General features: G+C 49.5%; 11 protein-coding genes. 2 read left to right on the plus strand and 9 right to left on the minus strand.

All coding sequences use genetic code 11. From position 1 onward, the window contains the following. Window positions 1-144: 144 nt before the first annotated feature. Window positions 145-921: an acyl-ACP--UDP-N-acetylglucosamine O-acyltransferase gene (gene lpxA, locus JIN82_RS06645; RefSeq protein ID WP_200310855.1), complete on the plus strand. Its 777-nt coding sequence runs from the start codon at window positions 145-147 to the stop codon at window positions 919-921. Here lpxA and JIN82_RS06650 read toward each other — a convergent pair. Together JIN82_RS06650 and JIN82_RS06655 are read right to left on the minus strand one after the other, a co-directional pair. Next, window positions 918-3206, minus strand: coding sequence for a ComEC/Rec2 family competence protein (locus JIN82_RS06650; RefSeq protein WP_200310856.1), 2289 nt, complete (start codon window positions 3204-3206; stop codon window positions 918-920). The two genes, lpxA and JIN82_RS06650, sit on opposite strands and share 4 nt — an antisense overlap. 35 nt (window positions 3207-3241) lie before the next feature. Then, window positions 3242-3847, minus strand: coding sequence for a tetratricopeptide repeat protein (locus JIN82_RS06655; RefSeq protein WP_200310857.1), 606 nt, complete (start codon window positions 3845-3847; stop codon window positions 3242-3244). A gap of 126 nt (window positions 3848-3973) precedes the next feature. On the opposite strand from JIN82_RS06655, the gene JIN82_RS06660 reads away from it, so the two are divergent. After that, entirely contained in the window at window positions 3974-4561 is a 588-nt protein-coding gene (locus tag JIN82_RS06660; protein WP_234041823.1) for an acyloxyacyl hydrolase, read from the plus strand. 608 nt (window positions 4562-5169) lie between these two features. On the opposite strand, the gene JIN82_RS06665 is transcribed toward JIN82_RS06660, so the two are convergent. From JIN82_RS06665 to JIN82_RS06695, 7 genes are all read right to left on the minus strand, one after another. Next, a complete protein-coding gene (locus JIN82_RS06665) occupies window positions 5170-6963 on the minus strand; it encodes an ABC transporter ATP-binding protein (protein WP_200310859.1) in 1794 nt (597 codons plus the stop codon). 216 nt (window positions 6964-7179) lie between these two features. After that, window positions 7180-8301, minus strand: a complete 1122-nt coding sequence (locus JIN82_RS06670) for a PEP-CTERM sorting domain-containing protein (RefSeq protein WP_200310860.1) — start codon at window positions 8299-8301, stop codon at window positions 7180-7182. A 526-nt stretch (window positions 8302-8827) separates the two neighbouring features. Then, window positions 8828-9943, minus strand: coding sequence for a PEP-CTERM sorting domain-containing protein (locus JIN82_RS06675; protein WP_200310861.1), 1116 nt, complete (start codon window positions 9941-9943; stop codon window positions 8828-8830). A 525-nt stretch (window positions 9944-10468) separates the two neighbouring features. Further along, the gene (locus tag JIN82_RS06680) at window positions 10469-11596 is read right to left on the minus strand and encodes a PEP-CTERM sorting domain-containing protein (protein WP_200310862.1); all 1128 of its coding nucleotides are present in this window, start codon (window positions 11594-11596) and stop codon (window positions 10469-10471) included. Between the two features lie 487 nt (window positions 11597-12083). After that, a complete protein-coding gene (locus JIN82_RS06685) occupies window positions 12084-13346 on the minus strand; it encodes a type II secretion system F family protein (protein WP_200310863.1) in 1263 nt (420 codons plus the stop codon). A gap of 69 nt (window positions 13347-13415) precedes the next feature. Then, on the minus strand, window positions 13416-15089 hold the full coding sequence (locus tag JIN82_RS06690; protein WP_200310864.1) for a GspE/PulE family protein: 1674 nt from the start codon (window positions 15087-15089) through the stop codon (window positions 13416-13418). 58 nt (window positions 15090-15147) lie between these two features. Further along, a complete protein-coding gene (locus tag JIN82_RS06695) occupies window positions 15148-16650 on the minus strand; it encodes a GspE/PulE family protein (RefSeq protein WP_425511512.1) in 1503 nt (500 codons plus the stop codon). Between the last annotated feature and the right edge of the window lie 390 nt (window positions 16651-17040).

Here is a 17040-nt window from a genome sequence, read left to right on the forward strand (position 1 = left end):
GCGCCGCAATCGCCAGCCTAGCCCTCACATATTATTTGGCCACGGCCGATGAATAAGCAGCCGTTTTTCTAGCTCGATCTATTTCACCCAGAATACAGCGCCTTCTCACTTGTCAGTTAGATCACGATCTGCCAAGGATGCGACATGATTCATCCTAGCGCGATAATTAGCCCGGACGCCAGCGTCGCTGACGACGTCGAAATCGGACCTTTTGCCATCATTGATGCTGGCTGCAGCATTGGAGCTGGTTGTAAAATTGGCGCTCAGGCGTGGATCACTGGCAACAGCCAGCTGGGAAAAAATAACGACATCGGCTACGGCGCCGTTGTTGGTGCGCTACCGCAATCAATTGGTTTTGATCCAGCTACTGCGTCCGGCGTGATCATTGGCGATAACAATACGCTGCGCGAATATGTCACCATCAACCGCAGCATCTACGCTGGAAAAAATACGGTCATCGGCAATGACAACTTTCTCATGAGTGTCAGCCACGTCGCCCACGACTGCATTCTCGGCGACCACAACATCCTAGCTAACAATGTGATGCTCGGCGGCCACATCGAGATGGGCAACCGCATCTTTTTAGGTGGTGGTGGTGGATTCCACCAGTTTGTCAAAATCGGCAGCTTCGCCATGGTCAAAGGAAATGCCAGCATCAGCCAAGACGTGCCACCGTATGCAGTAGCTTGTCGCGATAACGAGCTAGCATCTATCAACGTCGTTGCGCTGCGCCGCGCTGGCTTTGACGCCGCGACCCGATCAGAAATCAAAAACCTCTACAAGTTGCTCTTCCGCAGCGGTATTCGTCTATCAGACGCGGTTACCCAAGCTGAAGAAAGCGAGTGGTCAGAGGCAGCTAGCGCATTGATAGAGGCGGCAAAATCACCGTCCGCCAAAGGCATCCTCAGAAAAATGAGCTAGTCCGAGAGGTGACCAGAGACGGTCACTTTTCCATCTATCATCTGCAGAGTCACCGCGCCTAGCTGGCTTTGCTGCCAGACTGCCATTCCAGCTGGAAAATTTCTAGCTGGCTGGCGATCACCTTGCAGAATCAACTGCTCGGCGCCAACAGCCTGATAGAATACTTCACTTCCTTGCAGGTCCCAGCGGTTTTGCTCGCGCACAATTACATCTGCCTGCAATTTCCCAGCTGGCTGGCTGGACATCATGGCCCGCTCAGTGACCATTCCCACATCTGATAGAATCATCACTTTCTCACCGTGCCAGTGAAGCACAACGACCATCATCTGCTCGTCGGCGCGCGGCCAGTCGGATCCTCCGAGGTAAATGATTTCCAGCTGAATTCCCTCCCCTAATGGTAAAACCATGCCTCGCCCGGAAAGCTTCAGCTGGCGGGCATCCAGCTGATCTAAGCATTGCTGATAGAGGTAATTTTCTGCCTGCCGGTGGGCCACCATCACTTGTTGCAGGGGAAAATCCTCAGCGATGAGAGGCAGAGCTCCATAGTGATTGATATCCGCGTGGCTAATGATCACGGAGTCAACCGGCGCGCCTAACTGAAAGAGTGACTGGCGCAGCTGACTGCGGTAAAAGTACTCGCTGCCTACATCTAGCAAAACACCGCCACCAAAGCCCAGATAGATCGCTTGCCCGCCATCGGCCACATCGTAGATGATGACCTTATTTTTCCAGCTAGAAGTATCTTTGAAATGACCCGCTGGCAACTTGCTAGCTAGCTCAGCAGATCCCTTAGCGCCACTGGCAATCAAGCCATTAACGTGATTCACAGGTATAGATAGTGGTGACCAAATCATGCCAACAAAAAGTGAAACCATCGATAATGCTAGAATCAAAAAAGCACATAACAAGAGCGGCACACTAATCAAGATCGACACTGGTGTTAGGATACCAAAATGCACCCATGTGAGTGGTGATGAACCCAGCCAGGCAGCGCTAGAAACCGCCAGTGCATCAGCCATTTTCCTGCGGCAATATAGGCTGGCTAGCTGCCAGCGATCTAGCAAGGATCGCGGCATAAATTCATCGATAGCCGCTAATGGTGCGTACACTTTTTTCCACCAGCTGGCGCTTAAAATGATGGCTAACAAAACGCCGTAGGATAGCTGGAACCCCGGCATGAACAGCTGGTGAGAATCCCACAAGACCACTATCAAAAAGCTAGCGCATAGCCCATTGAGCAACGCAGGCCGGTAGCGACTCATCAATGCCAGAATCACCAGAAAAGCCATCAGGCAGGCGCGCACAGCTGGCGGACGAAAGCCGGTGAGACCAGCATACAAAACCATCACTATCAGCGAGAGCAATAAGATAGCCCAGCGCGGCATTCGCAGCCAGCGCAACACCACACTAACAATGAGACCAACTAGAGCAACATGCAGTCCACTAACCGCAAAGACATGCAAGGCTCCGCTATGGCGAAATACCTGCATCAGCTCGCTGGTGGCTGGAGGTTTTATGCCCAGAGCAATCGCGGGAATCACCGCGGCTGAGACCTCATCATCCAAGCCAAGTGTCAGCTGATTTTTGATACGTATTCTCAGCTGAGTTAGATAGTCGCGCCAGCCAGCGGAGCTGAGAATTTCAGCTGGAGCGGTGGCCACTAGCTGGATGTCGGCACCGCGTCTATGGTTCCACTTTTTGCGATCAAACACAGCTGGGTTTCGCTCAGATGGGATCTGCTCGATAATACCTTGCACCTGTACTCTCTGCCCCCAGCGAAGCTCATGGCCAGGAACAATAAGAACCAATCTGACAGTTGTCATCTCTAGCCATTCTGCTGATTTTTCTAGCCGACGAATGGCTACAATTTCAGCTAGATAACTAGCGCGTGGGCCAGCTGCATCATCAACAATACGCAACTCGCTGAGGTATTCCGCTGGTGGTTCGGCCAGCTCGAGAGAGCGCGATTGCTCGGCGATTCTGGCAGTGTGCAAAGTCCACACCAACAGGGCTACACTGAGGTAGCAAATACAGCGCCAATAGCGGCCTGAAGCTAACAATATGGCTAAGACAACAAGCAAGCAAATGCTAACTCCTGCCACTACTAGAGCAGGTGAATGATCGGCTAACAAAACCGCTAAGGCCACAGCAATCACTGCTGGAGCGAGCGGATAGAGCACCCACCACTTGGCCGCAGGGCGCACGGGCATGCGGCGGTTACTGGCAAGTGGCGGCTCAGATCGGTATGAGAATAGCGTATTCACCGCCCGGCATCCTATGCGCACAACTGGCTGGATGCGAGCTTTTTACAGCTTACTAGCTAGGCATCTTTGACGCCAAGTTCGTTAAGTTTATGGCGAGCATTGGCAGCGTGGCGAGTTTCAGGAAACATCACCATCGCCTGCTGATAGAGGTCGATGGCTGCCGCCGCATTGTCTTTATCTTTCTCGTAAATGTCTGCCATGCGGAAGTGGAAAAATGCTTTGTCATTAACCGGCCAGTCGTGAGATTGCTGCGCCTCCATCAAAGTAGCCAGCGCGGCATCAGGATTTTCTAACTGGTCATGTTGAATTTTAGCAATCTCAACCCAAGCAAGCCTCGATGAATTGTCAGTTTCAGCAACCTTGCGGTATTCGCGGATAGCACCAGCGTAGTCACCCTGAGCAAAACAAGCACGCGCATCATGCAGCGGATCGTCTTCGACTTCATCACCCACGCTGTAGACAAGGTCGGTCGCCTTCTCTGTTAGCGCTGGAAGCACATAAAGCAGGAAGCAAATAGCAGAGTAGATCCCAATCATCACCACCGTGCCCAGAGCATAGAAGAAAGTGCCCGATCGGCTTTCAGGATCCCCCACTACAAACACCTCGTAACTCAAACAACAAAGGAACAGAATAATGACGCCGTGCACAAACCACTTTTTCATAACCATCTATCATTAGCACAAGCTCCAGCTAGCTGGAAGATAAAAAAGAGACGCCTAATCAAACATAGCTCGAGATGTTGAAAATCCAACATAACACATTCAATACAAATAGTTCTCGCCAAGCTGATGAATTCACAGCAATGTGATAGACGTCTCATTTTTTACGCTATGAAAACCATCCTATCTCCCCTTTGCGCCACCGTACTTGTCCTCTCCAGCCAGTTAGCCAATGCCGATCAATGGAATCTCGGCCTCGGTTATGGCAAACAGCCAAGCGCAAATCCTGACCAAAATAACAGCAGCTTTGATCTCAGCTATACCTTCTATCGTACGAGCCTGTTTGATTGTGACAACTGGGAATTTCAGCTGGGAGCTGGCTATTCCTATCTATGGACGGATGCTGATATCAATGAGGACCTTCACCTATTTTCTATCAAAACCACCCTGCGTTATTATTTTCTCGAGCGCGATTGGATTCGACCATTTCTTAATGTGACCATTGCGCCGGCGTATATGACTGAGGATAGTTTGGGTTATCGCAGACAAGGATCTAACTTCATCTTTGACGATCACTTTGGCGTAGGTGCTTATTTTGGAGAAAATAAAGACTGGGAGGTGATGTTCAGCTACCGGCATTTATCTAACGCTAATTTATCAAAACCTAACCCGGGCATCGATATTCCATTTAACCTGAGCATTGGTAAGAAGTTTTAAGCCCCTCAATGGCTAAGTTAGGCCTTCACCTTCCATTTCCCCTTCGGGGAACCTTTCCTTTGTTGCCATTTCCATGGATGGCACTCGCTGAGCTCGCTTATCCATGACTAAACTCTGTTAGCCCTCCGGGTTACTTTCCCAGCTGCCAGCTCGCGTTTTAAAGATCGCGCGGGCTATTGAGTTCACAACTAGCCAGCTGAGCATTGGTGAATTATCCTAACTAGCTGTAAGTTTAGCTAGGCAGCTGCCGACGCCTTCCATTTCCCCTCCGGGGAATGAGGTGCTTGCTGGCCTCATCCATGGATGGCACTCGCTGAGCTCGCTTATCCATGGCTAAAGTCTGTTAGCCCTCCGGGCTACTCTGCTCATGCTGCTCATCAAGATCAATGATCTCACTCGCTGAGCTATTTTTCCTCAGCTTGACCATTGGTTCGGGGCCAAGTCATTTGCTCTTAGCTGGGGCACTGGTTCTTAGCTGCGTCTGTTCATGCTGCTTGCGCCAGCCGCTCTGCCCAGCTGGCTGAGGAGAGGACACCGCCAGCAAAAAAAATCTCCAGCTAGCTGGGCGCAGGCTGGAGATGATTAAAGTGTTAGCTTAGGTGATTGCCTTAGGCTCCTTCACGCTCGCCGCTTTGGCGTTTGTAGAGTTCGCGATAGAGTCCACATGACTGATAGATTTCTTCGTGTGGTCCGTCGGCAATGATCTCGCCTTGATCGAATACCAGAATGCGTGAGGCAATTTTGATAGAACTGAATCGGTGGGCGATGATGAATGTTGTGCGACCTTTAACTAGCTGGTCTAGCGCATTTTGAATTTGCGCTTCACTCTCGCTATCGAGCGCGGACGTCGCCTCATCGAGAATCAACAAGGGCGAATCCTTAAGGAAGGCTCTAGCAATAGCGATGCGTTGTTTCTGACCACCTGAGAATAGGCTGCCTTTTTCGCCAACTTCAGACTGATAGCCAGCTGGCTCGCGGCTGATGAAGTCGTGTGCTTGCGCCCGCTGAGCGGCTTGCTCGATGTCGCTCTGCAGCGCGCCAGGTTTGCCCAGCTCGATATTTTCACCCACGGTGCCGTGGAAGAGCACGGGGCTCTGCGGCACGAGTGCGATGTTCTCACGCAGCTCCGCCTTGGTGACGCAGCGCAGGTCTTTGCCGTCCAGCTCGATAGCGCCGGAGTCGATGTCGTAAAAGCGCTCGACGAGGTTCGCAAAGGTACTTTTACCAGCGCCGGATGGGCCAACTAGAGCGACTACTTCACCCGGCTGGATGTCGACATTGATGCCGCGCAGCACGGGCTCGTCGTCGTAGGAAAAATGCACGTCTTTGAATGTTACGCGACCTTCTACCTTGCCGAGCTCGATAGGATGATCTGGATCTGGCAGACTATCTGGCTGGTTGATAATGTACTCGAGACGATCTAACGACGCTTCACCTTGATGCAAGGTATTGACCAGCGCAGAGAGCTTTTTCACTGGCTCGTAACAGATATACAAACAACCAACAATTTGTGAAAATGCAGCAAAGGTAATGCCAGAGCCCACCGCAAAATAAAGTGCTATGGCAATACCAAATGCCGACAGCGCCTCGATCATTGGAGATAGAATCTTACCGTATTTGACGATCTTCATGTTCACCTTGAAGATACTATTGATGTCTTTCTCGAAGCGGTTCACCTGGCGGTCCTGCATGTTATAAGCACGGATTTCCATCGGCGATTGCAGGCTCTCCGTTAGCGATGAAGTAAGTTCACCCGTCTCAGTTTGCAGCTGACGAGCCTTTTTGAGCATTCGCTTACCAATTAACCGTACAGGGATGATGACAGCAGGCACCGTAATGATACAAAGTAACAGAATAGCATTTTGTTTAGCTGCTATTGATAGATAAATCAAAGTACTCAGAGCACTAATTAAGGTAAGCGGCTCTTTGATGAGATCATTGGATGAGCGAGTAATCACCGACTGCAGCATCGCGGTATCGCCCATGATGCGGCTCATCAAATCACCACTTTTGTTTTTACCAAAAAACGCCATTGGCAATGACTGTACCCGGCGGAACATTTCCACACGCAGAATTTCCAAGATCTTCATGCCGCAGAAGCTCACCCAGTAGGCGTTCAAAAACCCTGATAGACCTCTGACGGTGAAGACGATGGGTATCAAGAGGCAAGTGCCCATTAACAGGCTCTGTTCAAGTTTGTCCTCCCCTACTACAGAGACTACAATGTTTTGCAGCCACATTGGTGCAGCTTCGTCGCCAAAGACGACAGGAAATACCGTGCCAATCATCACAGGCATACCAAAGCCGCTCGCTGCAGCGTAAATCAGACCAAATAAAATAGCCGCCAAAAACTGCCATTTGACCGCCGCGAGATGGCGCATGTACGGAAGAAATCTTTTCATAACTTAGCCCCGAGGGCGCGTCAGTGTTTACCAGTTGCCCTGCCAGAACAAGTGTAGAATGCCAACGAGTTTATAAGTGACAATGGCTGCGGGCTGAGGCCACCTGCCTAGCTTTCAGCTGTAGATGCTGGGCTTGATCAAGCATTCAGCTAGACGTAAAAAACCGCCAGGCAGCTGGCCTGACGGTTTGGAAATGCATGATCCAGCTGGCTGGGATTAGCGCACGCGGCGGCGACGCATGATGGTGGCCACACCACCGAGGCCGAGCAGCATGATGGCAGCTGGCTCAGGGATTTTGTCCTGCACGGTGATGGTCCATGAGTTACCAGTATTTTCCCATACCCACTCAAGGCCGTCATCGAGGTCAGGCAGCGTGATGGAGTCAAACTCACCAGTGATACCGCCATCGGCAGTGAACAAGGTGTAGGAGTCACCAGCTTGGAAGACGCCCGTTCCCAGCGTATTGATAACCAAATGACCACCTAGTGTCAGCTGACCTTTGATCTGGAAGGTATCGCTGAGGCCAGTATTCATTTCTACTGTCATGGCTACGGTGCCACCGCCAAATTCGACATTGAGCGCACCATTGCCGGTTTGTACCCATGAACCCAGCCCACCTGAGCCATCTGCATTGGCGCCGATGGTGAGGTTCTGCAGCTTGAGTGTCTGTGTGGTACCACCTTCAAAGGAGGTGAAAAATCGTCCGTTGCCAGAGAGGTGTTTGATGGAGGCATCTGTATTGATGAAATCCAGCGCATGACCATTCATGCGGAGAGTGGCCTGAGATAAATCAGCCCCTTCTTTCACTCGAATACCAGTACTAGAGTCCGCCATGGTGATGGTGGCGTGAATGGTCGCTCCATCATTGAAGTTGAGGTAAGACGTATTGCGCACTTCAAAGTCGCCGTGCACGTGGAGATTTCTCCCCATATCAATCTCGCGCTTGGTTCCATCATCAAATCCACCTTGGATATAGTTATTGATGGTTAGATTTGTTGGGATATCACTATTATTTTCCCCAAGGATTTTGAATTTACCAGATTGGTTGCCATTGTGAGCAATGCGGTAGAGAGCGCCAACTTCAATGTCGCCTCTCATGTTGATTCCCGTTTCACCTTGAGTAATAACCGCCATATCGCGACCATCTTCCCAGTCAACGTAACTGCCGCTCTCTTCATCCCACCATTGATGCCATGAGAAGTACCAGCTGCTACCACCTGATGGTGGACCATCTGGATTGTCTGGATCAGTTCCCCCAATAATGAGGGCGGCTTGGCTCAGCCCCATGCTGGCGGCATAAGCGAGCATCAACGAGAGTGTAGTTTTCGGTCTTATCATGATTTTGAGTTAGCGGTTTCAGCTGGCACCAGTGGCACCTATGCAGATGTGTGACCACAAACTTAACACGCCAAAGGCATTCATTTTCAAGGCTTACCGCACTCTATCATTCCAAACAAACACCCCTTTCAGACCTTTGTGTGCTGAAAACAAACGACCTCAGAAAAATGAACCGCAAACTAGCTGGAAATATCTGCAATAAATGCACAATTAACTCAGGATAAGAACATTAACCCAGATCAAAAAGTCAAGTAATTGCCCCAACTTTACCTCACTTGGACAAAAGCCATTAGGACACGCACGAGAGAACAGACGTCTCAATACGACAGCTCATTATTTGCAATTTCCACCTCACTAGCAAAAACAGTAGCTCACTCATTTCCAGCTAATTACAACATTGCATAATCTCTGAGCGTTGTTTTCAGAGGGATGGCAAATGGTCATAAATACAAAAAACCGACGAAGAGAGCTCTCTCCGTCGGTTGTCAGCCAGCTGGATTTGCTGGCTAGAAAATCAATCAATATACTAGCAACGGCGGCGGCGCAGGATGGTAGCCACTCCACCAAGGCCAAGCAGCATGATGGCAGCTGGCTCTGGAATTTTATCCGTCACAGTGATCGTCCATGAGTTACCAGTATTTTCCCATACCCACTCAAGACCCTCATCGAGCTCAGGTAGGGTAATGGAATCAAACTCACCAACGATGTTGCCAGCGGTGAACAAAGTATAAGAATCACCTGCTACAAAATTGCCCGTTCCCAAGGTATTGATCACTAGGTTACCACCCAGCGTGAGTGTGCCATTGATTTCAAAGGTATCGCTGAGCGAACTACCAAGCTCCACACGCATCGTAACCGTGCCCATGTCACCACCGTATTGGCCGCCGAAGTTAACATTGACCGTTCCCTGACCTTCCATAGTCCATGAAGCTAGACCATTTTCACCATTACCCATGGTGAGGTTGGCAATCGTAAGCGTCTGAGTCGTATCTTTCTTCGCCTCAAAAGTACCGTGGCCAAAGAGATTACCCACAACCCCATCTGAATACAGGCTAAATCTTTGCCCATCCATGCGCAAAGTCGCCTCTGAAAGATCCCCTCCAGTAATACGAAACTCATTCGTTGTAGATGTCATGGTAATATCGGCTTTGATTACCGAACCAGTTAGAGCGATGAATCGATTCGTATCTCTCACATCGAAAGTTCCAGTTAGAGTTAAATTAGCCACCTCAAATACTTTTGGCGCCCCCTCAAAACCACCGCTGATATGCGAACCAATATTCAGCGTTGTTTTATCAGCTCCCTGACCTTGTAGCTTCATGGCCTCACTCAGAGGGCCCCCAGTTGACTGACGAGCGATGCTTCTGGCATTGAAGACCCCTTCTCCAACATTCACATTATTACGCGTCCCGTCGTGCATAAAGATAGCATCCTCACTGCCATCATTCTTCCAGGTCACATAATTCTCACCATCCCACCAAATTGGACTATCGAGATCCCAGGTCAAGCCACCTGCTGGGCCAGTTGGAGGACCATCTGGATGATCTGGGTCAATCCCCCCAATAATTAGCGCGGCGTGACTCAGCCCCATGCTAGCTGCATAGGCAAGCATCAACGAGAGTGTAGATTTAGGATTCTTCATGATTTCTGGTTACTAGTTTCATTTGCCTCCGAGGGCTCCTTGGCAAATATGTACCCACAAACCTAAGCTGCTGAACCCATTGATAATCAAGCCATTCAACCACCTATCACATCAAACAAACAGCCACTTCAAGCCGCCGTATCCAAAAAACAAACGACTTCAAAAAAATGCAGCTAAACCTGTCCGTGAAAATTAAAATAAAGAATCCAACAAACTAAGCGTTAATTAGTTAGATGAGGCGAAAAAGTCAAGTGACTGGCAAAATTTCACCATAAATTCAGTGCCGTCAGCTTGGCCAATTTTCGAGAACACACGTCTCAAATCGGCAGGCAACTAATTCCACTATTGGCCCACAGCAGAAAACCATCAAAACGCTTATTTTCAGTCAGTAATAACCTTTTTTGTGACCTGAATGGCTAATAACAACAAAATAAAGCTCATCGCAGACAGCAAAAACCGACGAAGAGAATCCTCTCCGTCGGTTGCCAGCCAGCTAGATTTGCTGGCTAGAAAATCAATTACTCCTTAGCAACGGCGACGGCGTAGGATGCGTGCCACACCACCGAGGCCGAGCAACATGATCGCAGCTGGCTCAGGAATTTTGTCCGTCACCGTAATCGTCCACGAGGTACCAGTATTTTCCCAAACCCACTCGAGGCCTTCATCGAGCTCAGGCAGGGAGATGGAGTCAAACTCACCAACGATGTTGCCAGCGGTGAACAATGTATACGAATCACCAGAGACAAAATCGCCAGTGCCAAGCGTATTAATCACTAAGTTACCACCCAATGTAAGAGTTCCATTGATCTCAAAGGTATCACAAAGCGAGCTGCCGAGTTCGACCGTCATAGCCACTGTGCCTAATTCGCCACCATAAGAACCTCCAAAATTAACATTTACAGTTCCAGTTCCAGTCGTTGTCCATGACGCTAGTCCTCCAGAGCCATCAGTATTGGCGCCAATATTGAGGTTGGCAATCGTCAGTGTCCTATTGCCATTAGACGCCAGTGTACCGTGGCCAATGAGATTGCCCACCACCCCGTCTGCATACAGACCTAGACTTTTACCATTCATTCGCAGAGTCGCCTCAGAAAGGTCACCACCTTGAATACGAAACTCAGTAGTAGTAGAAGCCATCGTGATATCAGCCTTAATCACGGAGCCACCTAGAGCGAGAAATCTATTGGTATCTCTCACTTCGAAGGTGCCCGTAAGCGTCAGATTTTCTACCTCAAATACTTTAGGAGTGCCCACATAACCACCGCTGATATATGAACCTACATTCAACGTTGTTTTATCAGCTCCTAGACCTTTAAGCTTTAATGCCTGATTTAGCACAGCGCCTTCAGTAGCCCTCCGCGAGATGGTATTTACATTAAATGTGCCTTCGCCAACATTGACTTCGTTTCGGCCACCGTCGTGCATGAAGATGGCGTCTGCGCTGCCATCATTGTTCCATGCGACGTACTGGTTTTTATCCTCATCCCACCAAGATGGGTTATCGAGATCCCAAGTTAAGCCATTTGATGTTCCCGGTGGGGCCACATTAGGGTCCTCAGGATCTGGAGAACCCAAAATGAGCGCGCCATGGGTGAGGCCCATGCTCGCTAGATAACCTAGCGCCGTCGCAATCTTATATGTCTGTCTTTTCATTTTACTTGGAGTTGTTTTTGTCTGCTATCTTTACAGATATGTTCTGACTAACTTAACCCGCCAAAGACATTGAATATCAAGTGAGAGTGAGCTCTATCAAGACGGACAAACGGACACTTCAAAAGAGCGTAGACGGAAACAAACGATCACTGACAGTTCAGACTTGATAAGAATAATGGCCACCAACAAACCTCCACTAACAAATTAACGATCAATTGGCTACAGCTAAACATTTAGTTTAATTTGTGTCATTATTTGAACGCATCCCGCCCCCCTGTCTGACCACAAACAGACGTCCTTATACGCAGAGCAATTATTCCGTAGTTTCAGCTGAGCATGCCGCCATGCTCACAACAGAACACTGGCCTAATACACATCTGAGCCACTAGCTGATAGCTGGAGCCAGCCCATCGCCGTGATTTGAGATAAAAAAACCTCAGCCGGCCTGCGCCAGCTGAGGTTGAAAATTTGTGAATCGCGAGCTTTTCTAGCCAGCCTGATCCACGTTCTGAATCATCTTGATGAGTGGCAGGAAGAGCGCAAATACGATACCACCAACAACCACCGCGAGGAATACGATCATCAATGGTTCGATGATAGAAGTCAGCGCGGTCACCGCGTTATCCACTTCATCATCATAGACGTCTGCAATCTTCAGAAGCATCTCAGGCAGCTGACCGGTTTCTTCACCCACGTCGACCATTGAGATCACCATAGATGGGAAAACGCTGCTGACCTGCATAGGTGTCACGATAGATTCACCTTCCTTAACTGCTTCGTGAATTTTATCGATGGCCTCAGAAATAATCACGTTACCAGAAGTGTCGCGAGTAATGGTGAGCGCCTGAAGGATAGGCACACCAGAAGTAACCAGCGTACCCAGAGTACGAGAGAAACGTGCAATCGAACTCTTCTGCGTTAGATCACCAAATACTGGCAATTTGAGCTTCATGTTGTCCGTGATGTGACGCCCTTTGGTTGTCGTTGCCCAGGCTTTCAAGCCCATCCATACGAGACCACTGACGAGGAAAATCCACGCGACGTTAGGCAATACAAAGGCCCGCGCTAACATCCAGTCGGACATACCAAAGACGAACTGTGAGATTGCTGGCAGGTCGCCCTCTTCAGCAAACATTTCGCGGAACTTAGGTACGATGAAGATCATCAGGAAAACCAAGATAGAGATCGCGATGAACAAAACGATCACCGGATAAACCATGGCTGAAACAATCTTGTTCTTCAGCTTGTTAGCCTTCTCCATGTACTCGGCAAGACGGTCGAGTACGACTTCTAGCACACCACCCAGCTCACCAGCTTTCACCATGTTGATGTAGAGCTTGTTAAAGATTTTTGGGTGCTGAGTTAGAGACTCAGAGAATGTGGCACCAGTCTGTACAGATTCAGCTAGAGAATCGATGGTATTCTTAAGCACCGGGTTTGGCTCTTGCTTGCCAAGCACGGTAAGACTGCGCAGAAGTGGTAGGCCTGAGTCAATCAATGTCGCCAGCTGGCGAGTAAAGATCATCAGCACCTTAGGCTTCACCTTGCCGCCCTTTTTCTTGGCTGATTTTTTCCCTTTAGGCACGCTCTTCTGAGCTTTGCCGCTGCCTTTTCCAGCAGGCACGACTTCTCTAGGGTAGAGCCCCTGCGCCTTGAGCTGCTGAATCACTTCAGCCTCACTAGCCGCACTTACTACTCCACTAGTCTCCTCACCTTGCGCGTTAAACGCTGTGTATTCAAAGTTCGCCATAGCGTTATCGTTTCGAATTTATTGTGTGTATGTCTTTGGTTGGTTGTTTTTAATCTACTACTGCGCGGCCTAGGTGTACTTAAGTACCTCTTCGATCGTCGTCTGCCCTTCGTAGATATGGCGCAGCCCGTCCTCGCGGAGTGTCTGCATGCCCAGTTCGATAGCTTTCTGTTTGAGCACCACGGATGGAGCTCTCTCAATAATCAGGTCGCGAAGCGGATCCGTTACGTTGAGGAGTTCAAACAGACCTTGACGGCCTTTGTACCCCGTATTGCCGCAAACGTCACAACCGCCACCTGTGTAGAATTCCTTATCTCCCAGCTCGTGTGGAGAAAGTCCCAGCTGGCTGATAATTGCCTCACTTGGTTCGTAGGAGGCACGACAGCTAGAGCAAATCGTACGCAACAGACGCTGTGCCAACACCCCCTCTAGGGAGGCCGCCACAAGGAATGGTTCAATGCCCATGTCCACCAAACGAGTCACCGCACCGGAGGCATCGTTAGTATGCAAGGTTGATAGAACTAAGTGACCCGTTAGTGATGCCTGGATCGCAATCTGCGCGGTATCTTGGTCTCGAATCTCCCCCACTAGAATGCGGTCTGGATCCTGACGCAAGAAAGCACGAAGCACACGTGAGAAGGTCAAGCCAATGGCATCATTGACGGGAACCTGAACAATGCCGTCGACATCATATTCCACAGGATCCTCAGCTGTGAGCAGCTTACTATCAATGGTATTGATTCGCTTCAGCGCCGCATAGAGTGTGGTTGTCTTACCCGCACCTGTTGGCCCCGTACAAATGAAGATACCATTCGGCTTCATCGTCGTCTCACAGATGTAGTCGTAGATGTACTCCGGCATGTTGAGAGCCTCGAGGCTGAGGTTCACATTGCCGCGATCTAGCACACGCATTACGATACTCTCACCGTACTGAGTAGGTAGAGTAGATACACGCATGTCGACTTGTTTGTCACCAATTTGCTTAACGATACGACCATCCTGAGGCACGCGGTTTTCCGCAATGTTCATCGCCGACATCACTTTTACACGTGATAGAATTGGCAATGCTAGATGCACTGGTGGTGGTGACATTTCGAATAACAAACCATCCACACGGTAGCGGATCTTGAATTCTTTTTCGAATGGCTCGAAGTGAATATCAGAAGCACCTTCGTTAATCGCTTGATAGAGAACGAGGTCTACAAAACGGATGATAGGAGCTGAGTTTGCCTCAGACTCGCCACCGTTAGCGCCGTCCACTTGGAACTCAGTAGCTGATAGCTGGCTGAGCAAATCTTCCATCGCGTTACCGGTGCCGCCGTAGGCTTCGTTGATCTTGGCTTCGACCACGTGATCTGGCGCGATGACCAAGAAAATCTCGTACCCTAAGGCAAAGCGAAGGTCTTCAACGACTTGCGGGTTGAGTGGGTCTACCACCGCCATGCTGAGCCCTTCTGCACTAACGGCAATAGGCAAACACCCATGCAGACGTGCCGTGCCAACTGGCACCAATTGCAGTAGCTCTGGTGATGGCACCCAGTTAGTAAGGTCTACCATCTCGGCGCCAAGCTCATTGGCGATAGCTGGCCAAATATCGTCTTTATGGCTGATGACTTCGAAGTCGGCGAGAATCTCCGCCACTTCCTTACCGCTATTATCTACCTCCTGTAAAATGTCGGTAGCTAAATATTGGTCAATCAATCCGCGATTGATAAATAGGTCGACTAATTGCTGATTATCCATTGAGAAAAATTGTATCTATGAAGTTTGTCTGTTCATGAATGAATGGCTTACCTGTCTATTAATCAGAATCAGCCATGGTTACGTTGATCACTTCATCCGGCGCGGTCATGCCTGCCAGAATCTTGCGAATACCATCTTCACGAAGCGTTCTCATGCCTAACTCACGAGCGCGCCTACGTAGCTGTGGCGAGCTCATGTCTTGGTTAATCATGTGACGCACTTCATCGTCCACTTTGAGGAATTCAAAAATACCCATACGTCCTTTGAAGCCAGTATTGCGGCATTTGCCACAACCATTAGGTCCATAGACGGTATTACCAGTTAGCATCTGTGGGTCGATACCCAAGATACGGATTTGGCGATCATCCAGCTCGATTGGTGACTTACACTCTGGGCAGAGTTTACGAGTCAAACGCTGGGCGATCACCGCACGCAGTGATGAGGCAATTAAGAATTTCTTCACGCCGATATCTGCCAAACGAGCCACCGCACTTGGGGCATCGTTAGTATGCAGAGTAGACATCACCAAGTGACCTGTGAGAGACGCGTTAATCGCAATGTTAGCAGTTTCAGCATCTCGAATCTCACCCACCATGATGACGTTAGGCGCCTGACGCATCATCGCTCGCAGCGCGGCGGCAAAGGTCATGCCAATATCTGTTTTCACCATCACCTGGTTCACACCTGGCATTTCATATTCCACCGGGTCTTCCACCGTGATGATCTTGCGATCCGGCTTGTTGATGTAGTTCAAACAAGCATAAAGCGTGGTCGTCTTACCAGAACCGGTAGGACCTGTTACCAACACAATGCCGTCTGGTAGGCGAATGAGTTTTTCAAAACTTTCCTGGTCATCAGATAAGAAACCGAGCTCGCCGAGGCCAAGCATCAATGCTGACTTATCCAAAATACGCATCACGATACTTTCACCGTGGTTGCTAGGAACAGAAGATACACGAAGATCAATCTCTTTGCCGCCAAAGCGAATCTGGATTCGACCATCCTGAGGCAGGCGTTTCTCCGCGATAGACATCGTTCCGCTCATCACCTTACAGCGGGCAATGATAGCTGGGTGCAGCTTCTTAGGATGCTGGTCCACTTCGATCAGCTTACCATCCACACGGTAGCGGATGCGCAAATAGGTCTCCATTGGCTCAATGTGAATATCACTAACACGCATCTTAAATGCCTCTGATAGAATATTCTGAACGATGCGGATGATAGGAGCATCCTCGGCGCTGGCCGTCTCTGCTTTACCGCCACCGGCTCCAATAACAACAAACTCATTAGCAGCTGCATCGTCTGCAGCGGCACCTCCATAGTACTGGTGGACAACATGCGCTACCGCACTGTATGTAGCCACCACTGGAGTAATTTCACGCCCTAGCAGGTGAGGCAAGCTATCCAACATCTCGAAGTCGAGAGGGTCAGCCACCGCAACTGTCATATAAACACCATCATCCACAAGTGGCACAAAATGATATCTCTTGGCAGCATCCGCTGGCACGCGAGAAATCAAGTCAGGGTCGAGTGGCGTATGTGTCAGATCGATAAAATCCATGCTCGAATTATGAGCACAAACTTGTGCCACCTGCTCTTCGCTCAGGTAGTTGTGACGAATTAGTCCCTCAACTACGCTTTCGCTCCCGTTCAGGTTGGCCCGCACATAATCGATATGCTCTTGAGTCACAAGTTGTGCCTCACATAGCAGCTCTAGAAGATAGTCTTCGTTGGAATACACAGTGTTTAATCTATTTTAGCGTTATCAACCCACCTGCAGCATACAAGGCGAGCAATACGAGCACACTGGGTAAAACTTTCAGACACGTCAAGGATGCAAGCATCTAATTTGCCAACGTTTGTAATTTTGTATTACCACGTACATACAATAGACAGACAATCATTTGTTATCATAGGTGTCGATTTTGGCACGTAAAAGAGAGTTACGCAC

Source organism: Persicirhabdus sediminis (assembly GCF_016595495.1).
GTDB lineage: Bacteria > Verrucomicrobiota > Verrucomicrobiia > Verrucomicrobiales > Akkermansiaceae > Persicirhabdus > Persicirhabdus sediminis.

Excerpts from the sequence above, each read along its gene's own strand:
- lpxA (WP_200310855.1), top strand. The coding sequence starts at position 145 with ATGATTCATCCTAGCGCGATAATTAGCCCGGACGCCAGCGTCGCTGAC.
- JIN82_RS06655 (WP_200310857.1), bottom strand. The coding sequence starts at position 3,847 with ATGAAAAAGTGGTTTGTGCACGGCGTCATTATTCTGTTCCTTTGTTGT.
- JIN82_RS06660 (WP_234041823.1), top strand. The coding sequence starts at position 3,974 with ATGAATTCACAGCAATGTGATAGACGTCTCATTTTTTACGCTATGAAA.
- JIN82_RS06665 (WP_200310859.1), bottom strand. The coding sequence starts at position 6,963 with ATGAAAAGATTTCTTCCGTACATGCGCCATCTCGCGGCGGTCAAATGG.
- JIN82_RS06670 (WP_200310860.1), bottom strand. The coding sequence starts at position 8,301 with ATGATAAGACCGAAAACTACACTCTCGTTGATGCTCGCTTATGCCGCC.
- JIN82_RS06675 (WP_200310861.1), bottom strand. The coding sequence starts at position 9,943 with ATGAAGAATCCTAAATCTACACTCTCGTTGATGCTTGCCTATGCAGCT.
- JIN82_RS06680 (WP_200310862.1), bottom strand. The coding sequence starts at position 11,596 with ATGAAAAGACAGACATATAAGATTGCGACGGCGCTAGGTTATCTAGCG.
- JIN82_RS06685 (WP_200310863.1), bottom strand. The coding sequence starts at position 13,346 with ATGGCGAACTTTGAATACACAGCGTTTAACGCGCAAGGTGAGGAGACT.
- JIN82_RS06690 (WP_200310864.1), bottom strand. The coding sequence starts at position 15,089 with ATGGATAATCAGCAATTAGTCGACCTATTTATCAATCGCGGATTGATT.
- JIN82_RS06695 (WP_425511512.1), bottom strand. The coding sequence starts at position 16,650 with ATGGATTTTATCGATCTGACACATACGCCACTCGACCCTGACTTGATT.